The organism is Corynebacterium sp. HMSC30G07 (assembly GCF_001806945.1).
Taxonomy (GTDB): Bacteria; Actinomycetota; Actinomycetes; order Mycobacteriales; family Mycobacteriaceae; genus Corynebacterium; species Corynebacterium riegelii.
In genome coordinates this window covers 288,761-309,969 of record NZ_KV786473.1, presented here as the reverse complement: position 1 = coordinate 309,969, position 21,209 = coordinate 288,761, and the positions used below count along the sequence as shown (strand labels likewise).

Below are 21,209 nucleotides of genomic sequence, written 5' to 3'. Positions count from 1 at the left end.
GGTATGAGTGAAAAGAAAACTATTGGTGTTTTTCTCGGTTCCGTCCGCGAAGGCCGCTTCGGTGAAGTAGTAGCCAATTGGGTGATGGAAAAGGCACAAGACCGCGAAGGTTTTGAGTACACATTGCTGGACCTGCGCGAGTTCGACGTGCCGCACCTGGTAGCCACCATGCCGCCGGGGGCAGCAAACAAGCAATACGAGGATCCAGCGGTAACCCGCTGGTCGGAGGCCGTGGATGCCTGCGACGGCTACATCTTTGTCACCCCGGAGTACAACCACTCGGTGCCCGGCACGATGAAAAACGCCGTCGACTCACTCGGCGCTGAATGGCGAGGCAAGCCGGTGGCGTTCGTGGGCTACGGCGCGGACAGTGCGATCCGTGCGGTGGAGCACTGGCGCGTGATCGTGGCCAACTTCTCCATGTTTGACATCCGCAACCAGGTCGCACTGTCCATCTTCGACGACGTCAAGGACGGCGCATTCGCGCCGCGCGACGTGAAAGTCGAGTCTTTGGAAACGGTGCTGGGCGATATTGAGCAGCAGCTGAGCTAGCCAGGGCCAGTCAGGCCTAGTCGGCCAGCGGCACCTCAAACACAACGTCTGAGCAGGCGATACGCCTATTTGCGTTGCCGTCCCACGCAGGGGAAAAGCCGACCTCTTTGAGCTCTTCAACAACCAGGGCGGCAACTTCGGCATCTGTTTCAAGGCTCGGATTTTCGTAATCCCCAAAGCCGAAGAGGAGATCCCCTGTGTGGATGACACGGTCCACGTCCTGCTGGGTGCAGTAGGTATAGCCTCGGTGGCCGGCTTTTTCGGCCCGCTCGCCGCCATCTTCGACGGCATCGCCCTTGTCATAGCCCTCATCAAATGAGAACGAGAGGTTGCGCTTCGCCAGCGCCTCGTGCAGGGCTTCGATGCGCTTGGCGTCCTCGGAGGCCTCGGGCACAAGGCGCGCGTATTCTTCGCTGACTTCATCAATCAGCGGCGCTGGGTCGGACTCCATCTCGTCCTCCAACCAGGAGCTGATGACATCGGGGCTCCAACCGTGGCAGAGCAGGAGGGAAATCTGGCTGGTGGTTTCATCTTCGGCTTCATAAATGCCGTCGGCGGGTGGGAATGTGCTGTTGGTCATGGCGTGGTAGCTCATGCCCCACAGTCTACTTAGTTGCGTGGATCACATTCTGGGCTTTTTCTAGGCCTTCGCTGATAATCAACTGGACGGCTTTGGCGGCAAGTTCGATTTGGTCGCTCACGTCAGCGCTAATAGGCGAAAGCACCCAGTCCGGCACCGAAACCCCAGCTGGCGGGCGTGCAATGCCCACGCGAACCCGCAGGTAGTCGCGCGTGCCAAGGTGCTCGGTGAGCGATTTTAGACCGTTGTGGCCATTCTCGTTGCCGCCGCGTTTCACGCGCACTTTGCCCACAGGCAGGTCCAGCTCATCATGAACCACAATGATCCGCTCCGCCGGCACACCCAGCTTCTTCGCAAGGGGAGCAACCGCCTCACCGGAGAGGTTCATAAACGTCTGCGGCTTGATCACCGCGGCGCGGTCAATGTCCGGCAGCGCATCGACCACCATGAAACCCACGTTATGCCTTGTCGTCGCATACTTCTCCCCGGGGTTGCCAAGACCAACCACCAGCCACTCGGCTTGCTGGGGCTTCGGGGCTTTCGGGGACTTCGGGGTGCGTTTCCGTCTGAAAAATCCAAACACACCCCATAATGTACGCATGGACTTTCCCCGAGTGATCGCAGCACCCATGGCAGGCGGGCCGTCCACACCCGCGCTGGTCAACGCAGTGAGCTTCGGCTTCATCCCGCTTGGCACGTGTACGGTCGCACAGGCCCGCGAGTGGCTCGCCGCATGCACACCGCCTTTTGGTGCGAACCTCTTTGTGCCGCAGCCGGAGCCTTTGCTTGCCGACGTCCACGCCACCGCCACCCACCTCAACCAACCCATTCCCGAAGTCACCTCTGACTACGCCACTGAATACGCAGAGAAGTTCGCCCTAGTGCTTGAGGCGGCGCCCGCAGTGGTCTCGTCTACGTTCGGCTGCTTCAGTGAGGAGGAGATTGCTCAGCTGCACGCCGTTGGCGCTGAGGCGTGGGCAACCGTGACCAGCCCGGAAGAGATCTCAGAAGCAAAGCGCAGGGGAGTGGACGGCATGATCGTCCAAGGCCCGCTTGCTGGCGGGCACCGCGGCACGTGGAACCAGCACGACGACCCGGATCAACGCCCGCTGGAGGAGCTGCTTGTGTTTGCCACAGGTCCCGTGATCGCCGCCGGCGGCATCAGGTCGGCCGAAGACGTTGCCAGGGTGCAAGATAGGTTCGACGTCCCAGTCGCCTGTGGTACCGCGTTTCTTCTTGCAGATGAAGCCGGGACGAGTGCCCGCAACCGCGAACTGCTGCAAAGTGATGCGCCTGCGGTTACCTCACGCGCCTTCTCCGGGCGCTGGGCCAGCGGGGTGGAAACCGAATTCACTCGCGCCAACCCGAACCTGCCGCCGACGTACCCTTACCTGCGCCCGATGACCAGCGGTAATGACTACTGCTTGGTCGGCGCAGACCGTGGCAAGCTCATGGCCGCACCCGCACGCGAGATCGAGCAGGCGTTAACGCCGAATTAGTACACGATTAGTACACGATTAGTACACGCGCGTGGTGTTTTCAATAGCGCCGAGGCCCTCGATCTCCACGCGCACCGTCTCGCCGTTTTGGATGTAGCGCTTCGGGTTGCGTGCGTGACCCACGCCGTCCGGGGTGCCGGTAGCGATCACATCTCCTGGGGCAAGCGGGTAGATATGCGAAATGAACTCTACAAGCTTCGCCGGAGAAAACACCAGGTCATCGGTGGGGGAGTGCTGCATCTGCTCGCCATCCAGCGTGGTGGTGATGGCAGGCCCCGGGCGCCACTGAGTATCCAACCACGGGCCAAAACCGGCGGTCTTCTCTAGAGACTTGCCCTGGTGCCACTGCTGGGTGCGCTTTTGGTAGGTGCGCTGCGTGTAATCATTAATCACGGAGTAGCCCGCAATGTAGGCATCCCCGTCTTTCACGTGGCGCGCATGTTTGCCCACGATCACGGCGAGCTCGCCCTCAAAATCCAAGGACTCCGCGTTAAACTTCGGCACCTCAACATCGTCATACGGGCCGATCAGCGCCTCTGGGAACTTGATAAACAAGGTGGGCACGTCCGGGCGCTCATGCCCCATCTCCTCGATGTGCTTGGCATAGTTCAGGCCGACGCAAATGATCTTGCCCGGACGCGGGATCACGGGTGCCAGGTCGGTGGGGGTAAAGGGCGTCGGCGCAGCGTCGACAAGCGAAAGCTCTTGCCAGTTCTCCTGGGCGAGCAGCGCGCCAACGTCCTCAAACGGCAGGAGTACCACCTCCGAATCGGAGACAATGCGGGCTGCCGAAGTGCCAGTTTCAGCGCGAAGTGTAGCCAATCTCATGGGGCTACCCTAGCTGGCGAAGCACCTCATCGGCGGCGTTTGCGGCAGCAATTGTGATTTCTATCTGCTCCTTGGCGGCAAACGGCTTCAGCACATAATCCGCAGGCGCCATACGCCCCGGGGGACGGCCAATACCCACTGCCAGCTTGTTATACGTGTTCCCCACGGCCTTGGTCACGGACTTCAAGCCATTATGGCCGTGGTCGCCGCCGCCGACTCGCAGCTTGACCTCACCCAAATCAAGATCCAGCTCGTCATAGACCACGTAGAGATCCTTCGGCTGCACGCGGAAGTAATCCATCAACGCCTTGACCGGCCCGCCAGACACGTTCATGAAACTGCGCGTGCGGGCCAACACCACCTGGTCATTCGCAACCAGGCGGCCGGCGGCCAACTCCGCGATCTCCGTGTTGGTTTTCTTATGTGCAGAAAGCTGCGCAGGCATAGGTAAAACCCTGGTCAGCAGCTCATCAATCACCATCACGCCAGCGTTGTGGCGTGTGGATGCATACTGCGGACCAGGGTTTCCCAGGCCAACAATCAAGATGGTCACGCGACCATCTTAGAGGGCTTACTCAGACTCGGTCTCCTCAGCAGCCTCAGCACCAGCATCAGCGCCGCCTTCCTCAGCAGCCTCAGCCTCAGCCTCGAGCTCCTCATCAACCTGCTCGAAGGTGACGTTGACAACCAGGGTCTCCGGGTCGGAGATGAGCTCTGCGCCCTCCGGCAGCTTCACGTCGGAAGCGTGCAGGGTGTCGCCGATCTCCTTGCCCTCGATGGACACGGTGAGCTCGTCCGGGATGGACAGAGCGTCGATCTCGATCTCGATCACGTCCGCCTCCTGGAGCACAACAGCACCCGGGGCAGCCTCGCCCTCAAGAACAACCGGAACCTCGACGGTAACCTTCTCGCCGCGCTTAATGCCGAACAGGTCGATGTGGTCGATCTCCAGGGTCAGGACGTTCTGGTCCACGTGCTTCACCATGGCCAGCAGCTTCTCGCCGTCGATCTCCAGCTCAACAATGGCGTTGACGCCCTCGTTACGCACAACTGCGGTCATCTCGATGCGGTCAACCGCGAAGTGGACGTTTTCGATGCCCTTTTCGTAGAGGACGCCCGGGATCTTGCCGTCGCGACGCAGGCGGCGGGCGGAACCCTTGCCAAACTCTTCGCGCTTCTCAGCCTTCACAACCGTAGGGGTAATAGCCATCGGTATGCTCCTTTAAACTTTGGTATTCGGGCCGCGAGGACATAAAAAATCTGCGACCACTATGGACGGGTGTGCTCGTCGAGTGATCGCAGGAACGTCTGCTCTACTATCGCGTCGATAACGGCCATGACAGCCCTCGCCGAGACCGTCACATCCTAACAAGTCACCCCCGCCCAGCCAAATGGAGCCTTGCCTCAGAAGTTCCCATAGGGTGGAACGAATTTCCCAAAACCGCCCTTGTAGAATTTTTCATGTTTGAAACATGTTTGAAATAGTTTTTCTCTAAGGAGCGTGTGTTTTCCATGGCTCGCCTTGAGCGCCAGCTGCCGGATCCAAAAGAACTGTTCAGTCTGCTGAACTTCCCCCTGCCCAGCTTGAACCGCAGGGATGCGCGCTTGTCCAAGGCGGCCGACATCCCTGATCTGCGAAAGATTGCAAAGCGCAGGACCCCCACGCCGGCATTTGACTATGTCGATGGTGCCGCCGCGAGCGAATTTACCTATCGACGCTCACGCGAAGCCTTCGACTCCGTCGAACTAACCCCACGCGTGCTAGCCCCAACACCAGACATCGACCTGTCCACCACCATTGCCGGTAAGAAGACGAGCCTGCCTTTCGGCATCGCCCCAACCGGGTTCACCCGCTTCATGCACTCCGAGGGCGAAAACGGGGGAGCGGCAGCGGCTCGCCGCGCCGGGATCCCGTTCTCCCTGTCCACCATGGGCACCCGTTCCCTTGAAGAGGTTGCCGAGGTATCGCAGGAGGGCCGCCGCTGGTTCCAGCTTTACCTGTGGAAAGACAAGGAAGCGTCCCTGGACTTGGTCAAGCGTGCGTGGGACAACGGCTTCGATACCCTGCTGGTCACGGTGGACACCCCGGTGACCGGTCAGCGTCTTCGTGATGCGCGCAACGGCATGACCATCCCGCCAAAGCTCACGCTGAAAACGGTGCTGGACGCCTCCTACCGCCCGGAATGGTGGTTTAACTTCCTGACCACGGACTCGCTGAAGTTCGCGTCGCTGAGCGATTCGGCGACAGACCTGCCGTCTTTGATCAACAACATGTTTGATCCTGACCTGTCCATGGAAGACCTAGAGTGGATCCGCTCCGTCTGGCCGGGCAAGCTCTTTGTCAAGGGTGTGCTCACGCCCGAGGACGCGCTACGCATGATCGACGCCGGCGCAGACGGCCTGGTGGTATCCAACCACGGTGGCCGCCAGCTGGATAAAGCACCGCTATCTATCCAAGCCCTGCCGGGCATCCGAGAAGCGGTTGGCCCAGACGTAGAGATCATCCTGGACTCCGGCATTCTCTACGGCAGCGACATCATCGCAGCCCTTGCCCTCGGTGCAGACTTCGTACTCATTGGTCGCGCCTACCTCTACGGGCTGATGGCCGGTGGTGAGGAAGGCGTGACCCGCGTCATTGAGATCCTTGAGCAGGAGATGCGCACCTCAATGGCGCTGATGGGCATCAGCACTATTGAGCAGCTGAAGGGTTCTGGCCAGGTGAAGCCACAGTGGGATTCACAGGTGAAGTCACAGTGGCGTCCCACGCACGAAGAAACGCATCCGTCTCCTCTGCGTTAGTCACGGTGACGCGGATACCGTCATCAAACGGGCGCACCAGCACGCCGGCTTCGGCGAGGCGTGTGGCAACGTCGCGGGGATCGCTGCCAAGCTGAGCCGCCGGGATCCAGACAAAGTTGCTCTGTGATTCCGGCGTGCCAAACGGCGCAAGTGCAGCAACGACGCGCTCGCGCTGGGCAACGGTTTCTTCCACGCGGCGTGCCAGCTCATCTTCGGCAGCGAGTGAAGCAAGCGCACCCGTTTGGGCGACCATGCCCACCGAAAACGGCACTGCCACCTTGTTCAGCGCCTCAATGATCTCGGCGGGGCCAAACGCGTACCCAATGCGCGCGCCCGCTAGACCGTAGGCCTTGGAGAACGTACGCAGCCCAACCAGGTTCGGGTACTTGAGGATCTCCTCGGTAGCCACCGGGGTGTCAGCAGCCTGGTTGTACTCAAAGTAGGCCTCATCCAACGCCACGAGAACGTCCTTCGGCACCTTCGCCATAAAGTCGGTGAACTCTTGGGTGGTAATGGTGGTTGAGGTGGGGTTGTTCGGGTTGCAGACGAAGATCAGCTTCGTGCGCTCAGTTACTGCGGCGGCCAGCGCATCAAGGTCCAGCCGGTAATCCTCAGTCAACGGCGCGGTTACCGGTGTTGCACCAGCCACCTTGACAAAGATGGGGTAGGCCTCGAAGCTGCGCCAGGGAAAGACCACTTCATCCCCAGGCTGGGCCGTGATGTAGACCAACTGCTGGCACAAGGCAGACGAACCGGTACCAACCGCAATCTGTTCAGCTGGAAGAGCCAAGTGCGCGCCAATAGCCGCACGGATGTCCACTGCGCCCATATCCGGGTAGCGGTTGATCTGTGACAATGACGCCACCATTGCCTCATGAGCGCTGGGTAGCGGGCCCTCTGCAATCTCATTGGAGGACAGTTTTACTGCCTTGTCATTGCGGGCGCCGGGTACATAGGCGGCTACTTGTTCAAGATCTTTGCGGATCACTTGACCCACCTCTTTCTCACATTGCCAATGATGGTTAGTGTCAAAATCCACGCCACAAGCGTGAACAGGCCCATACGGTACTCCGGCAGGTACGCCATCATTGCCAGTACCGCAATAAAGAATACGATGCAGATCCAGTTGGAAACCGGGTACAGCGGCGCCTTGAAGTGCGACTCCTTGCCGGCTGCGTCCATGCGTTTACGAAAGTTCAGGTGCGACACGCAGATACCGGCCCAGGTGATCAGCTCCGTGCCCACGATGATGGCCAACAGCACTGCAAAGATTTTGCCTTCGAAGAAGTAGTTCAAGATGACCACCACGCCCATCAACGCGCCGTTGAACAGCAAAGCGTTGATGGGCAGCCCCTTTTCACTGGTTTTTGCAAGCGCAGCCGGGGCCTGGCCGCTTCGCGCCAGATCGCGCAGGGTGCGTGCGCCGGAATAGGTCATGGTGTTGAGCACGGAGGCGACGGCGATAACAATGACCACGTTGAGCAACGTCGCCGCGCCTTCGTATCCAACGCCAGTGAGCACACGGATGAACGGGCTTTCATTGGACTCCTGCTCATTCCACGGGGCAAGCAGCAAAATAGTGCCAATACCGCCGATGTAGAACACCAGGATGCGCCAAATCACGGAGCGCACAGCGCGGGGAATAGCGTGGTCCGGGTCGTCAGCCTCACCCGCGGCGGTACCGATGGACATGATGCCGCCAAACGTAAACGTCACCGCCACCAGAGCAAACATCACGCCGCTTATCCCATTTGGCATAAAACCGCCGTGCGCGGTGAGGTGCTGCGTGCCAATTGCCGGCTCCGGACCGAGGCCAAACACAAGCAGCAGCCCCAAGATAATCATCAGGACAAGAGCCGTGACCTTAGCCAGGGAAAGCCAGTACTCGGTCTCAGCGAACACGCTTACACGGAGCAGGTTCAGGCCTAAAACAACAATCAGGGACACCAGCGCGGTAATCCAGTGGGGGAAGCCCGGGAACCAAAAATCCAAGAAGGTACCCAGGGCGGTCATTTCCAACATGCCCACCACGATGGTGGTAAACCACCAGTTCCAGCCGGTGATAAACCCTGCCCAGCGGCCGATGTACTCACGCGAATACGCTGCGAAAGAACCAGAGGTCGGGTGCTCTACCGCCATCTCTCCCAGCATGCGCATGAGAAAGAACACGATGACGCCAACGATGGCAAAAGACACAAGCACCGCCGGACCCGCATATTGAATGGAGTCGGCGGAGCCAAGGAAAAGGCCCGTGCCAATTGCTGAGCCGAAGGCGATCATCTGCAACTGGCGGGATTTCACCCGCCGTTGCAACCCTGTTTCTTCGAGAGTGGTCATGGGCTCACTGTAGCGAGCACCCTTGACCACCCTTCGAGCGCCCTAGGGCTTAGGCTTGGCCCTCAAACAAAGTGGTAACAGAACCATTCTCAAAGATTTCATGAATGGTCTTTGCCAGAAGTGGAGCGATCGACAGCACCGTGAGGTTCTTCCAGCCCTCGGTGTTTTGCGGCAGGGTATCGGTGGTGATGACCTCTTCGGCACCGCAATCGCTCAGACGCTCACGAGCCGGGTCGGAGAACACGCCGTGGGTACATGCAATCACCACAGACTTAGCGCCTGCTTCCTTCAGCACGCCTACAGCGCCGGCGATGGTGCCGCCGGTGTCAATCATGTCATCCATAAGGATGCAGTCCTTGCCCTCAACCTCACCGACGACGCGGTTGGAGACAACCTTGTTCGCGGCGTCAATGTCGCGGGTCTTGTGTACGAAGGCCATCGGCGCATCGCCCAGCATGTTGGCCCACTTCTCAGCGGACTTCACGCGGCCTGCGTCCGGGGAGACCACGACAAGGTTGTCCAGCGAGTACTTGGACTTGATGTAGTCCACCAGGATCGGCTGGGCGTGCATGTGGTCCACCGGGCCGTCAAAGAAGCCCTGGATCTGATCCGTGTGCAGGTCCACAGATACGATGCGATCAGCGCCAGCTGCGGACAGCAGGTCTGCCACCAGGCGGGCGGAAATCGGCTCACGGCCGCGGTGCTTCTTGTCCTGGCGAGCATACGGGTAGAACGGCAGGATCGCGGTAATGCGCTTTGCGGAGCCACGCTTCAGCGCGTCAATCATGATCAGCTGCTCCATCAGCCACTTGTTCAGCGGCTGTGCGTGGGACTGCATAACAAAGCAGTCAGAGCCGCGGACAGACTCCTCGAAACGGATGAAGATTTCACCGTTTGCAAAGTCACGGGCGGTGGTGGGGACAAGATCAATCCCCAGCTCCTTGGCCACAGCTTCAGCAAGTTCCGGGTGGGCCCGGCCGGTGAACAGCTTGAGGTCCTTGTGGCTTTCCGTCGAGTATCCAGTCATGTAAGTTATCGCCCTTCCGTAGACGCTTCGCGTGCTCGCTTTGCAGCCTCAGCTGCATCGGTGCCCGGGCGGCGCTTTTCCACCCAGCCTTCGATGTTGCGCTGGCGGCCTTCCTTGATGGCCAGCGCACCTGCTGGCACATCTTCAGTGACCACTGTACCCGCGCCGGTATACGCTCCATCACCAATGGTCAATGGTGCGACAAACATGGTGTCCGAGCCGGTGCGGCAGTAATCCCCGATGGTGGTGTGGTGCTTGTTTACCCCGTCGTAGTTCGCAAACACGGAGCTTGCGCCGATGTTGGTGTGCTTGCCCACGGTAGCGTCCCCGATGTAGGTCAGGTGCGGGACCTTGGAGCCCTCGCCGATCTTGGCGTTCTTGGATTCCACGAAGCCGCCGAGCTTGCCGCGTGCGCCAAGCTCTGTGCCGGGGCGGATGTAGGTAAATGGGCCGACGGTGGCTTCCTCACCAATCACGCCGAGCTCACCCTGGGTGCGAACGACCTTCGCGCCTGCGCCGACCTCCATGTCGGTCAGGGTGGTGTCAGGGCCGATTTCGGCGCGGTCCCCGACCACAGTGGATCCCCACAGCTGCGTATTCGGGTGGATGATCACGTCGCGGCCGATCTCTACCTCCACACCAATCCAGGTGGTGTCCGGGTCGATCACGGTGGCGCCGGCACGCATCGCGCGCTCTACTAAGCGACGGTTGAGTTCTTTACCAGCGGTGGCAAGCTGGACACGGTCGTTGACACCGGCAAGCTCGCGTGCGTCGGGGGCGATGAAGGCGGAGACCTTCCGCCCGTCGTTACGCGCAATGCTCAACACATCCGTGATGTAGAGCTCACCCTGCGCGTTGTCCGTGTTCAGGTGGGTCAGCGCCTCACGCAGCACAGCACCGTCGAAGGCGAACACACCGGAGTTAACCTCGCGGACGCGGCGCTGCTCATCGGTGGCGTCTTTTTCCTCAACGATGCGCTGGACCTCGCCCGCCTCGTCGCGGATGATGCGCCCGTAACCGGTGGGGTTGTCAAACTCCAGGCTGAGCACCGTCACAGCAGCGTGCTCGTGCTCATGCTTTTCAACGAGGCGCTCAATCGTCTCCGCCGTCAACAACGGAACGTCACCGTTGGTAACCACCACGGTGCCGTCGAAATCCGGAATGGCGCTCAGGCCAATCTGGACTGCGTGCCCGGTGCCGTGCTGTTCCTCCTGGACAGCCTGGCGGACCTCAATGCCCATCTGCTGGGCAATGGTTTCCACGGCAGGGGAGACCTGGTCACGCTGGTGGCCAACCACGGCAACGAGGTAGTTCGGGTGCACGCCAGCGGCAGCATGCAGGGAGTGGGACAACAGGCTGCGCCCGCCGATTTCGTGCAGCGTCTTTTGCCGGTCCGACTTCATGCGGGTTCCGGCGCCAGCTGCGAGGACAACTACGGCACGTTGCTTCTTAGAATCCATGCCGCACAGTTTAACGCTTAGAAACATCCTTCAACCGGGATGCGCCAACAACGCCGGCAACACCAACTACTGCCAGGAAGATCAGTGCCGCCTGTGGGCCCAGAAGCGAGATCGCGGAAGACAGTGCACCGACGGCCAGGAGCACGATGCCCATCACCGTGTTGGAAGCACCGGTGATCAGCGTGCGGGTATCCCCCTCCGCCATGTCCACCAGGTATGTCTTGCGGCTGACGCGCACCGAGGTGTGTGCCAGGTTGACCAGGAAGAACCCGAGCGGCATTACCCACGCATTTACGCCGTCTGGAAGCGTTGAAGCACTCAACACCAGCAGCACCAGCACAACAGACGCGACGCCTGCACCCCACGCCATAGTCAGCTTGGAGGAGCGGTCCGACCACAGGCCCGAGATGCGACCACCAAGCAGGCTTGCGCCGCCTGAGGCGATGACAAATGCGCCAAGTCCCCTAAGGTCTGCACCCGCCTGGCTGGCCAACACGACAATAAAAGGCGTAGACAGTGCCGTGACCAGCATCAGGGAACGCACCACCAGGAAGCGCTGGAGGTCTTTGTTTTCCTTGACCAGCCCTAAAATATCGCGAAAACTCGCCGTGTCTTTCTTGGAGTCCTCCGGCTCTGGCTCATCGATGCTTTGAAACACCAAAGACGCCAACGCCCACGTCACCGCGCCTGCAAACAGCAACACGTGCAACGACACGTCAACGAACATGAGCCCCACGCCAACCGCCAGCGTAAACGCGCCGGCAAGGGCGGTTGCACGCCCCGTGATCTCACCACGCTTGCCCTTGGAAATCGTTCTTCCTTGGACGTCTTTGCCAGCAATCGAGCACAACGAGCGGAACGTCGCGTGGACGGCAAGCAGGATGATGGTGAAAAGGCCGAGCAACGTGGCGTCGAAAAGCAAGGCACTGATCGCAATGCCCATGGCTGCCGCAAACTGACCCCAGGAGCCGAGCAGCCATACTCGTTTGCGCGAGCGCTGTGAGGTTACCCACGGGCTCAAAAATGCCTGCGGCAACATCGACAGGGACTCGCGCACCGGTACGAGCAGCGAGGTGAACACGTGCGGAACACCTGCCGCGGAAAACAACCAGGGAAGGACCGTTTTCGGCGCAACAATCTGATCCCCAATGTTTTGCAGGCCGTTGGACCAAATGAAACGACGGGCGTTGCGCTCTTCCGTGTGCTCTTCCGTGCGAGGCTGGTTGTTCATACTGCGGATAGTAGTCCTAGTGCAGAAATGAAAAGGTGCAGAAATGAAAAGCTTCCCCACCAGGACTCGAACCTAGAATGACGGTACCAAAAACCGTAGTGTTGCCAATTACACCATGGGGAATAGCACCGCTGATTGTAGACCACGTGCGGCCGCCGCCAAAGACGGGGTGGTGGGGGGTAACCCTCTAAGCTAGGAAACATGGCTCGAACGCGAATGACTGCACCCCAGCGCAGGGAGCAATTGATCGGTGTTGGGCGCCAGGCATTCGCCGAGCGCGGCTTCGACGGCATCTCCATGGAAGAGATCGCCGCACGAGCGGGTGTGTCCAAGCCAGTGGTGTATGAACACTTTGGCAGTAAAGTGGGCCTCTACCAGGAGGTTGTGCGCTTAGAAATGGCGCGTCTGGAGGAGGCAATTACGTCTTCCATCCAGTCCGGAAGGTGGCGCGAGCGCATTGAGCGCGGCGTGTTGGCGCTGCTGACCTACGTGGAGGATGAGACGGATGGTTTTGTCATCCTGGCGCACGGCCAGTTGCCGGGGGAAGGGCGGACCTATTCCACCATTCTTAACCGTGTGACCGCACAGGTGAGTTACCTGCTGGGGGAGGCGTTTAAGCACCGCGGGCTCGACTCTGCGATGGCTGGCCTGTACGGTCAGGCCCTTGTTGGCACCGTTTCCAACTCCGCGCTGTGGTGGTTGGATGAGCGCAAGCCGGATAAGCACACGGTTGCGGCGCACATTTCCAATTTGTGTTGGAACGGGTTGCGGGGGATGGAAGCACAGCCGCGTGTGTATGGAGAAGAGGAAGCGTAGAACATGACATCGAGCACACCCGCCGCACTTGGTGGGCTTCTCACGGCAGCGTTGACTGACCCGAAACTCAAAGGGGTTGCCGCGCGCGTGGGGGATGAATCCTTGCACATCACTGCGATTGATCAGGCACGTGCGTGGGTTGCTGGCGCGTTGGCTAGGCAGGTGCCGGTGCTGGTAGTTACCGCCACGGGTCACGAGGCCGAGGACCTTGCCGCGGAGCTGAAGGCGCTGGTTGGTGAGCACAAGGTTGCTCACTACCCGGCGCTGGAGACCCTGCCGCATGAGCGTTTGTCGCCTGCCGCGGATGTGGTGGGCAGGCGCGCGAAGGTGTTGTGGGAGAAACCGCGGGTGGTGGTTGCTGCCGCACGTGCGGTGTGCCAGCCGGTGCTGCCTGCCGTTGCACCGATTGAGGTCGCGGTGGATGCGGAGTGTGAGTTCGATGATCTTGTGCGTCGCGTTGAGTACTTCGGCTACTCGCACGTGGACATGGTTGCCACCCGCGGCGAGTTCGCGGTGCGAGGCGGCATCCTGGATGTGTTTCCCACCACGGCGTTAAACCCGGTGCGTATTGAGTTTTGGGGAGACGAGGTTACGGACATCCGCAGCTTCGCGGTTGCGGACCAGCGCACCATTGAAGAACTACCGCAAGTCAGTTTGTTCCCCGCGCGCCAGTTGCTTATCGACGCTGACGTGAAAGCCTCAGCCGACACCCTCGCCCGCCGCTTCCCGTCGAATCCGACCTTGTCGTCCCTGCTTAGCCGCGTGGCTGAGGGAGTACACGCTGCGGGTGAGGAGGCGCTGATGCCTGCGCTGACTTCGCAGCCGTGGCAGGTGATGCCGGAGCTGTTTGAGGGCGGCATTGTCTTGGTGACCAGCCCGGAGAAGGTCCGCACCCGCATCGCGGACCTGGAGGCAACGGACCGCGAGTTCCTGGAGGCAGGGTGGGAGGCCGCCGCCATGGGGGCAGAGGGGCCGGTTGCTGTGGAAGGCGTTGACTTAGAGGCATCGTCGTACCGCTCCTTCGAGTCGCTGGAGATCTCCGCGCGCAAGGCTGGCAACGCCTGGTGGACGTTCGCCCCGCCAGGCATGTTCAGTGCGGACGATACGGCCACGCTGCCGCTGGAGTTTGACGCTGCACCCGCACCGAAGGGAGACCCGAAGGCAATCGAGCAACTGTACGCAACGCTGAAGCTGCACGTGGTGGAAAACCACGGCAAGGTGGCGTTCGTGGCGCCTGCGAAGGGCACCGTGGAGCGCATGGCGGAGCGCCTGCGTGAGCACGGCATCTCCGCGCGCATTGCGACACCTGGCCTGGAGCCGGTCGAAGGTGCTGCCACGCTGTACCAGGCGCTTTCCCACGGCGGACTGGTGTTCAGTGGGCCGAACCTGGTTGTGGTGACGGAAACCGATGTCACCGGCAACCGCGTGGGTGATATTGCGGGGGCGAAGCGTCGTGCACCGAAGCGCCGTAACCGTGTGGACCCGCTGGCACTCAAACCCGGCGACTACGTGGTGCACGAAACCCACGGCATTGGCCGATTCCTCAAGATGGCGGAGCGCACCGTGGCAGATTCGCGCCGCGAGTACATCGTGCTGGAGTACCAGGCCGCCAAGCGTGGCCAGCCCGCGGACCAGCTCTGGGTGCCCATGGAATCGCTGGACCTACTGAGTAAGTACACGGGCGGGGAGAAGCCGAGCTTAAGCAAAATGGGTGGCTCCGACTGGAAGTCCACCAAGCGCAAGGCGCGCGCCGCGGTGCGCGAGATCGCCGGCGAGCTTATTGAGCTCTACGCCAAGCGCCAGGCCGCGCCGGGCCACGCGTTTGCGCCGGATACGCCGTGGCAAAACGAGATGGAAGACGCCTTCCCGTTTGTGGAGACGGAAGACCAGCTCGCCGCGATTGAGGCCGTGAAGCACGACATGGAGCAGCCGGTGCCGATGGACCGCGTCATTGTGGGTGACGTGGGCTTTGGCAAGACCGAGGTTGCCGTGCGCGCCGCGTTCAAAGCGGTCCAGGACGGCAAACAAGTAGCGGTACTGGTGCCAACCACCCTGCTAGCCCAGCAGCATTACTCCACGTTCAGCCAGCGTATGGACGGCTTCGGCGTGACCGTTCGTGAGCTTTCTCGTTTTACCTCCGCGGGCGATGCGAAGAAGATCCTCGCCGGTCTTGCAGACGGTTCGGTGGACGTTGTCATTGGCACCCACCGCCTGTTGTCCACTGGTATGCAGTGGAAAAACCTAGGCCTGATCGTGGTGGATGAGGAGCAGCGTTTCGGTGTGGAGCACAAGGAGCACATCAAGGCGCTGAAATCTCACGTGGATGTGCTGACCATGACGGCAACGCCGATCCCGCGCACCTTGGAGATGTCGCTGACCGGTATCCGCGAGATGACGTCTATCACCACCCCACCGGAAGACCGCCACCCGGTGCTAACGTACGTTGGCCCGCAGGAGGACAAGCAGGTTGCGGCCGCGATCCGGCGCGAGTTGCTGCGGGACGGCCAGGTGTTCTTCATCCACAACAAAGTTGCCGACATTGAAAAAGCTGCCCGACGTATCCGCGACCTGGTTCCGGAGGCGCGAGTGGTAGTCGCCCACGGCCAGATGTCTGAGCAGCTGCTGGAACAAACCGTGCAGGGTTTTTGGAACCGCGAGTACGACGTGTTGGTATGTACCACCATCGTGGAAACCGGCCTGGACATTGCGAACGCGAACACGCTGATTGTGGAAAACGCGCAGAACATGGGCCTGTCCCAGCTGCACCAGCTGCGTGGCCGCGTTGGCCGTTCGCGTGAGCGGGCGTACGCCTATTTCCTGTACCCGAAGGACATCACGCTGACGGAAACCTCCTATGACCGCCTGGCCACGATCGCGCAGAATAACGACCTTGGCGCAGGCATTGCCGTTGCGCAGAAGGACTTGGAGATGCGCGGCGCCGGAAACGTGTTGGGCTCTGAGCAGTCCGGCCACATCGCGGGCGTTGGCTTTGACATGTACGTCCGCCTGGTGGGTGAGGCTGTGGAGACGTTCAAGGCCCTGATGAAGGGCGAGGTTGTGGATGCCACCGACCAGGCGCCGAAGGAGATCCGGGTGGACCTGCCAGTGGACGCCCACATTCCGGAGACCTACATCAACTCCGAACGCCTGCGCCTGGAGGCCTATCGCAAACTTGCGGAAGCTCGCGGTGAAGAAGCGCTTCGCCAGGTTGCCGACGAAATGGTGGACCGATTCGGGCCTCTGCCTACGGAGGTGGAGTTTCTCATGGAGGTCGCTCGCCTGCGTGACCAGGCACGCAGCGTTGGGGTCTCGGACATCTTGAGCCAGGGCAACCGCTTGAAGTTCCACCCGGTTGAGCTGCCGGACTCCAAGCAGGTGCGCCTGAAGCGCCTGTACCCGGGTGCGACGTACCGTGCTGCGGCGAAAACGGTCCAGGTGCCGATGCCGCGCGAGTCGAAGGCTATTAACAGTCCCTCGCTACGCGACACCGAGCTGCTGCAGTGGGTCTCACACTTTCTTAGCGACATGTTTGACGCTCCCGATGCCTCCGGCGTGTTCTCCTTTAAGGGATAAGCGTTAAGGGCTAGCCCGACCTCACACACGAAAAAGCGAAAAACGTACCCCTTGTGTGTGGGGTTGGGGGAGGGGTCGTATTATCGTCGAGAAGCAAAAGCCCCTATAGCCCAATTGGCAGAGGCAGCGGACTTAAAATCCGCCAAGTGTCGGTTCGAGTCCGACTGGGGGCACCAAAGCCGCGCTAGCGCAGGCGCGAGCGCACATTCTCCGCCGAGATCAGGCACATCGGCACGCCCACACCAGGCACCGTGGTGGCGCCGGCGTAGAAAAGATTGTCCAACTTCTTCGACTTGTTCGAGCCCCGCAGAAACGCGGATTGGCGCAGCGTATGCGCAGGACCGATAGAGCCGCCGGACCAGGCGTGGTAGCGCTCCGCAAAGTCAGACGGGCCCAAGGTGCGCTTGACCACAATGCGCGACTGCAGGTCCGGGATTTCGCACCACTGGGCAATCTGGTCGATGGCCGCTTGGGCGATGAGCTCGACTGCGGGGGACGCAGTCTCGCGGTACATATCTCCGTGGCCAAGCGTCTCGCTGGCAGCCACCGGCACGAGTACGAAGAGGTTCTCGTGACCCGCCGGTGCGGTGGAAGGGTCGGTCGCGGAAGGTTTGGACACGTAAATTGAGCGCGATGCGCCAAGCGGGCGGGTCGGTGCGGGTGCGTCAAAGACGGCGTTGAAATCCTGCGACCAGTCTTGGCTAAACAGCAGGTTATGGTGCTCGAGCTGGGGAAGCTCACCCTCGACACCAAGCATGACAAGTACTGTTCCAAGACCCGGATCGCGCGGGGCGAAGTAAGACTCGCGGTAGGTCTGCTTTGCTTTCGGCAGCAGGCGGGTTTCGGTGTGGTGGAGATCCGCGCAGGACACGGTGATATCTGCACGCAGAGGCTCCCCGCCAACCAGCTGGATACCGGTGGCACGCCGGCCCTCGGACGTGATTGCCGCGACCTCTTCGCCCAAGCGGAACTGCACGCCATTTTCCACCGCGAGCTGGTACAACGCGTCAACTACCGCGGCAAACCCGCCCTGCGAATACTGCACGCCCTGCACCAAATCGGTGTGGCTCATCAAGTGATACAGCGACGGCGTGCGCGCCGGATGCGAGGACAAAAATACCGCAGGATAGGTCAGCATTTGCCGCAGGCGAGTGTCCTGGAAACGGTGCGCCACAAACCGCTCCAGCGGCACAGTTAGAAACTTCGCCAGGTCCCCGGCCCGAGTGAGCAGTTGCTTATCGACGAAACCGCGCACCGAATCAAAATTCGTATACAAAAAGCGTTCAACGGCTAGGTCGTAGGCGATGCCCGCGGACTCCAGGTAGGAGCGCAAGGCGTCGCCTGCGCCGGGTTCGATGGACTCAAAAAGCTCGAAGACTTTCGGGCCAGACTCCACGTCAATGGGGGATTGGTGTTCGGGAAAGAGCCGGTAAGCAGGCGAGAGCGGCACAAGGTCAAGCAGGTCTTCCGTGCGCTTGCCAAACAGGGAGAAGAAATGGTCAAAAGCATCCGGCATGAGGTACCAGCTGGGGCCAGTATCAAAACGGAAACCCTCTACTGTCTCCTCGCCAGCGCGCCCGCCGACGGCGTCCAGCTTTTCAACAACCGTGACACGGTAGCCCTCGCGGCCAAGGAGTGCCGCAGTGGCAAGCCCTGCGATGCCAGCGCCGATCACGATCGCAGACTGGGATTTCACTGCCATGGTTACCGTGTACCTCCTCGCGCAAGCGCCTTGGCGGTAATGCGCAGCTTGTGGGTGGTGGGCACGCTGATGCGGGTGGCGGCCAGTTCCTCGACCGGGGTTGCATCAGCGATATCGGTGAGCTCTTCAAATAGGCCGGAAGCGGCAGCAACCGCGGTGCGTGCGGATCGCGGCAACAGCGGGATCGCACGGTTAGCGTGAGCGAGCTCTTCGCGGATCTCAGCCACGATCTGGTCTTTCTTCTCTGCCGTCAGCTCGTAGTACACGCGCCCCAACCGGTCACGGTCCTCGCCGAAATCCCGCAGGAAGTTCACCTTCTGAAAGGCAGCGCCAAGCGCACGAGCCCCAGATTCGAGGGTGGAGCGGGTGGAGGGGGTGACGTCGGCGTCGATAAGAAAAGCCTCCAAGCACAGCAAACCAATCACCTCAGCGGAACCGTAGACGTAGGCATCTACATCACTGGCGGTGTAGACAGTCTGGGTGAGGTCCCTGCGCATGGAAGCGAAGAATGACTCGACGTACTCCCGGGTGAAGTTGCAGCGCCGCGCCGTGTTTGCGTAAGCGTGAACAATCGGATCCGTGTGGAAGCGGATGTGTGGTGCGGCAAGGATCTGCGCCTCATATGCGTCGAGGGCTGTAGCCGGGTCGGCGGCTGCAGCGAGTGCGGTGCCATCCACAATCTCATCCGCAATGCGCACCATGGCGTACAAATTGCGAATATCCCGACGTATCGGCGCTGCTAGCAGGCGTGTGGAAAGCGAAAAGCTCGTAGAGTACCTGGCGATCACCTGTGCGGCTGCGTGGTCACACATGTGGTCATAACGCTGCAGGTAAGACGTGCTCATTTACGCAACCTCATTTACACAACCTTGGCCAGCTCCTGCGCAACAAACCCGGAGCCGGCACGCGAAGGGTGGTACGGCATGTTGTAGTGGGTAGTGGTGGTATCTACCAGGCCGGAAACCCAACGCTCACTATCCTTTGCGCAGGTGTTGTGGCTTGCGGAAGCCGTCTTAATGTCTACAAACGTCGCACCGATTTCACGGGCCGCACGCTCCTGGAAGTTGCGAGTGTTGTTTTCCACCTGCTGCAGCAGCGGCACCGGGATGCCCAGCGGCGCGTTGGGAACCACGTTGATCAGGCAAAAGCGCTGCGCACCGTTGGGCTCAGACATGGCGAGCATGCCCGCAATGATGATTTTGGTGTGAGGTGCGACCTCACGAATTTTCGCCGCCGCCGTGTGCATGTCTGCAACGTAGCGGTCCCCAATACGCCCGAAATCAAAACCGGTGCCAGAGGCACGCGTGTTGCTGGGCCAGTGGTTGTTAAAACCAACAGCGAGCACCACGCTGCGGGTCTGCGGGTTGATGTCTCCGCGCGCAATGGCTTTTTGCACCATGCCGATACTGGACCAGGACGTCAGGCCAGCGCACGACCAGTCCGCCACATTCAGGCCCGTGCGGGCAGCCAGCTGACGAGGGTAGTTGTCAGGGCTTTGCAGGCACGCGCCGTTTGAGGGGTAATCAGCCAGAAACGAGGAGCCATCTGCGCCGGGGATCTTCGCCGCCCAGTGGCGCTGGTTGTCTGGGTTGGCTGCATACGAGTCGCCGATGACGACAACGTTGCCGGCCGGCTGGGCGATCGCTACCGGCGCGGCACCTAAACTGACCGCACCAAGAGACAGGAAAGCAGCAAAACCCTGGAGCAAACCTCGAAGACGCATAAACGTTAGGTTACATTGAGCTGCCCACTTGCTAGAAGTCGCCTACAACGTGCAGCGTTACCAGCGCCGCGCTAAGCCGGTAGGTTCCCGGCAGCGGGTCTACTGTAGCGATGATTTCATTCGCCAAATCCCGAGAGCCATCCAGCTGAATATGGGTCTCATCTGCTTCAAAAATGGCACCCGGGGCCAGCAGCACCCAGACGTTGTTACGCACCAGCGCAAACCTGCGGCCAAACCTGAGCCGGTAGCGCGCCGCACGGATCAAAGCCTTGGCAGCGTTGACATCAAGATCAATGCGGCCGGTGGCATCCACATCTAAAATCTTTGCCTCCACCGCACCAAGGGAGGAACCCTCGCGCAAGGTTGCAGCCTCTACGAGCTTGCGTATCGACGCCACGCCCAACACACTTCCCCTTTCCCCATCACCAACCCCAAGAGGCACGTGTTCCGTGAGTACTTGGGCAAACGCAGCGACATCCCAACACAGCGCTGCCTCCAACTCATCCGGAGTCACCCACAGCGCCTGAGTAAAACGAACGATGCCAGTCGGCGGGTCAATATGGCCCAACACCGGATCCGTAATAAAGAGAAACCCGCCTGGCAAGTTCCTCGCGGTGAAGTGGTGACCCGGCGCGATGTCATTGCCGCTACGCCACACGGAAGCCACCATTGTTGCTAGCTGCTCCGCGGGCCAGGCAAAGGGAACAGGACCCGAGTGCGGCACGCGCATAGTTAATTCCGTCTGCGTGCCCGCAACGGGAACGGAAGAACGCACCCGTGAAAGCCCGAACGTGACGTACAAGTAGTGGGGGACAGGATCCTCCACCAGGTACGCCCGAACTTCTAGCTCATCAAACGCAAACGTGAACGGCTCAGGCGCTTGGCTGAGATCTGAGCTGAGATCTGAGCTGAAATCTTGAGTGCGTGCTGCAATGTGCGCACTGATTGCGTCTCCACCAAGGCGCGGGGCGTGGAACATCCGCTCCGCAAACTCACGAAACCACGACACAAATAACAATCTACGGGAACTAAAACATTGAAACTGACGTTATTGACAGTGACACTAAAAGTGGCACGAGAAG

19 protein-coding genes and 1 tRNA gene are annotated in these 21,209 nt (G+C 60.6%); 6 read left to right on the top strand and 14 right to left on the bottom strand.

Annotated elements, in window-relative coordinates; translation table 11 throughout:
* Nucleotides 1-3 precede the first annotated feature (3 nt).
* Nucleotides 4-552 (top strand): NADPH-dependent FMN reductase, encoded by a 549-nt coding sequence (locus tag HMPREF3104_RS09725; protein ID WP_070495494.1) that lies wholly within the window; start codon nt 4-6, stop codon nt 550-552.
* A gap of 16 nt (nt 553-568) precedes the next feature.
* On the opposite strand, the gene HMPREF3104_RS09720 is transcribed toward HMPREF3104_RS09725, so the two are convergent.
* Together HMPREF3104_RS09720 and pth (HMPREF3104_RS09715) are read right to left on the bottom strand one after the other, a co-directional pair.
* Nucleotides 569-1,147, bottom strand: coding sequence for a DUF6891 domain-containing protein (locus HMPREF3104_RS09720; protein ID WP_083279053.1), 579 nt, complete (start codon nt 1,145-1,147; stop codon nt 569-571).
* A 10-nt stretch (nt 1,148-1,157) separates the two neighbouring features.
* Entirely contained in the window at nt 1,158-1,733 is a 576-nt protein-coding gene (pth, locus tag HMPREF3104_RS09715; protein WP_070495492.1) for an aminoacyl-tRNA hydrolase, read from the bottom strand.
* On the opposite strand from pth (HMPREF3104_RS09715), the gene HMPREF3104_RS09710 reads away from it, so the two are divergent.
* A complete protein-coding gene (locus HMPREF3104_RS09710; protein ID WP_070495489.1) occupies nt 1,732-2,631 on the top strand; it encodes a nitronate monooxygenase in 900 nt (299 codons plus the stop codon). The two genes, pth (HMPREF3104_RS09715) and HMPREF3104_RS09710, sit on opposite strands and share 2 nt — an antisense overlap.
* An 18-nt stretch (nt 2,632-2,649) precedes the next feature.
* On the opposite strand, the gene HMPREF3104_RS09705 is transcribed toward HMPREF3104_RS09710, so the two are convergent.
* Genes HMPREF3104_RS09705 through HMPREF3104_RS09695 form a run of 3 tightly spaced genes read right to left on the bottom strand, consistent with a single transcriptional unit; the run spans nt 2,650 to nt 4,669 of the window.
* A complete protein-coding gene (locus tag HMPREF3104_RS09705; protein ID WP_070495487.1) occupies nt 2,650-3,459 on the bottom strand; it encodes a fumarylacetoacetate hydrolase family protein in 810 nt (269 codons plus the stop codon).
* 4 nt (nt 3,460-3,463) lie between these two features.
* On the bottom strand, nt 3,464-4,012 hold the full coding sequence (pth, locus tag HMPREF3104_RS09700; protein WP_070495484.1) for an aminoacyl-tRNA hydrolase: 549 nt from the start codon (nt 4,010-4,012) through the stop codon (nt 3,464-3,466).
* 18 nt (nt 4,013-4,030) lie between these two features.
* Nucleotides 4,031-4,669: a 50S ribosomal protein L25/general stress protein Ctc gene (locus HMPREF3104_RS09695; protein ID WP_070495481.1), complete on the bottom strand. Its 639-nt coding sequence runs from the start codon at nt 4,667-4,669 to the stop codon at nt 4,031-4,033.
* A 302-nt stretch (nt 4,670-4,971) separates the two neighbouring features.
* Here HMPREF3104_RS09695 and HMPREF3104_RS09690 point away from each other — a divergent pair, with 302 nt between their 5' ends.
* Entirely contained in the window at nt 4,972-6,258 is a 1,287-nt protein-coding gene (locus HMPREF3104_RS09690) for an alpha-hydroxy acid oxidase (RefSeq protein ID WP_083279067.1), read from the top strand.
* Here the strand turns inward: HMPREF3104_RS09690 and hisC are convergent.
* Genes hisC through HMPREF3104_RS09665 form a run of 5 tightly spaced genes read right to left on the bottom strand, consistent with a single transcriptional unit; the run spans nt 6,149 to nt 12,313 of the window.
* Nucleotides 6,149-7,246, bottom strand: coding sequence for a histidinol-phosphate transaminase (gene hisC, locus HMPREF3104_RS09685; protein ID WP_052204975.1), 1,098 nt, complete (start codon nt 7,244-7,246; stop codon nt 6,149-6,151). The two genes, HMPREF3104_RS09690 and hisC, sit on opposite strands and share 110 nt — an antisense overlap.
* Nucleotides 7,243-8,595, bottom strand: coding sequence for an amino acid permease (locus tag HMPREF3104_RS09680; RefSeq protein ID WP_070495478.1), 1,353 nt, complete (start codon nt 8,593-8,595; stop codon nt 7,243-7,245). The genes hisC and HMPREF3104_RS09680 overlap by 4 nt, the downstream gene beginning before the upstream one ends.
* Nucleotides 8,596-8,644: 49 nt before the next feature.
* Nucleotides 8,645-9,622, bottom strand: coding sequence for a ribose-phosphate diphosphokinase (locus HMPREF3104_RS09675; protein WP_052204972.1), 978 nt, complete (start codon nt 9,620-9,622; stop codon nt 8,645-8,647).
* A gap of 5 nt (nt 9,623-9,627) precedes the next feature.
* Nucleotides 9,628-11,082 (bottom strand): bifunctional UDP-N-acetylglucosamine diphosphorylase/glucosamine-1-phosphate N-acetyltransferase GlmU, encoded by a 1,455-nt coding sequence (gene glmU, locus HMPREF3104_RS09670; RefSeq protein WP_070495475.1) that lies wholly within the window; start codon nt 11,080-11,082, stop codon nt 9,628-9,630.
* 10 nt (nt 11,083-11,092) lie between these two features.
* Nucleotides 11,093-12,313: an MFS transporter gene (locus tag HMPREF3104_RS09665; protein WP_070495472.1), complete on the bottom strand. Its 1,221-nt coding sequence runs from the start codon at nt 12,311-12,313 to the stop codon at nt 11,093-11,095.
* Between the two features lie 201 nt (nt 12,314-12,514).
* Between HMPREF3104_RS09665 and HMPREF3104_RS09655 the strand changes: the two genes are divergently transcribed.
* The 3 genes from HMPREF3104_RS09655 to HMPREF3104_RS09645 all read left to right on the top strand — a co-directional run bounded on the left by HMPREF3104_RS09655 (nt 12,515) and on the right by HMPREF3104_RS09645 (nt 16,878).
* On the top strand, nt 12,515-13,129 hold the full coding sequence (locus HMPREF3104_RS09655) for a TetR/AcrR family transcriptional regulator (RefSeq protein ID WP_052204968.1): 615 nt from the start codon (nt 12,515-12,517) through the stop codon (nt 13,127-13,129).
* Nucleotides 13,130-13,132: 3 nt separating this feature from the next.
* Nucleotides 13,133-16,702: a transcription-repair coupling factor gene (gene mfd / locus HMPREF3104_RS09650; RefSeq protein WP_070495469.1), complete on the top strand. Its 3,570-nt coding sequence runs from the start codon at nt 13,133-13,135 to the stop codon at nt 16,700-16,702.
* A 99-nt stretch (nt 16,703-16,801) separates the two neighbouring features.
* Nucleotides 16,802-16,878, top strand: a tRNA-Leu gene (locus HMPREF3104_RS09645).
* Nucleotides 16,879-16,886: 8 nt separating this feature from the next.
* On the opposite strand, the gene crtI is transcribed toward HMPREF3104_RS09645, so the two are convergent.
* Genes crtI through HMPREF3104_RS09625 form a run of 4 tightly spaced genes read right to left on the bottom strand, consistent with a single transcriptional unit; the run spans nt 16,887 to nt 21,136 of the window.
* Complete coding sequence (gene crtI, locus HMPREF3104_RS09640) at nt 16,887-18,404, bottom strand: phytoene desaturase family protein (protein WP_070495466.1); 1,518 nt, start codon at nt 18,402-18,404, stop codon at nt 16,887-16,889.
* 2 nt (nt 18,405-18,406) lie between these two features.
* Entirely contained in the window at nt 18,407-19,249 is an 843-nt protein-coding gene (locus HMPREF3104_RS09635; RefSeq protein WP_070495464.1) for a phytoene/squalene synthase family protein, read from the bottom strand.
* A 14-nt stretch (nt 19,250-19,263) separates the two neighbouring features.
* The gene (locus HMPREF3104_RS09630; protein WP_070495458.1) at nt 19,264-20,127 is read right to left on the bottom strand and encodes a GDSL-type esterase/lipase family protein; all 864 of its coding nucleotides are present in this window, start codon (nt 20,125-20,127) and stop codon (nt 19,264-19,266) included.
* Nucleotides 20,128-20,158: 31 nt separating this feature from the next.
* Nucleotides 20,159-21,136, bottom strand: coding sequence for a suppressor of fused domain protein (locus tag HMPREF3104_RS09625; protein WP_070495457.1), 978 nt, complete (start codon nt 21,134-21,136; stop codon nt 20,159-20,161).
* Nucleotides 21,137-21,209 lie beyond the last annotated feature (73 nt).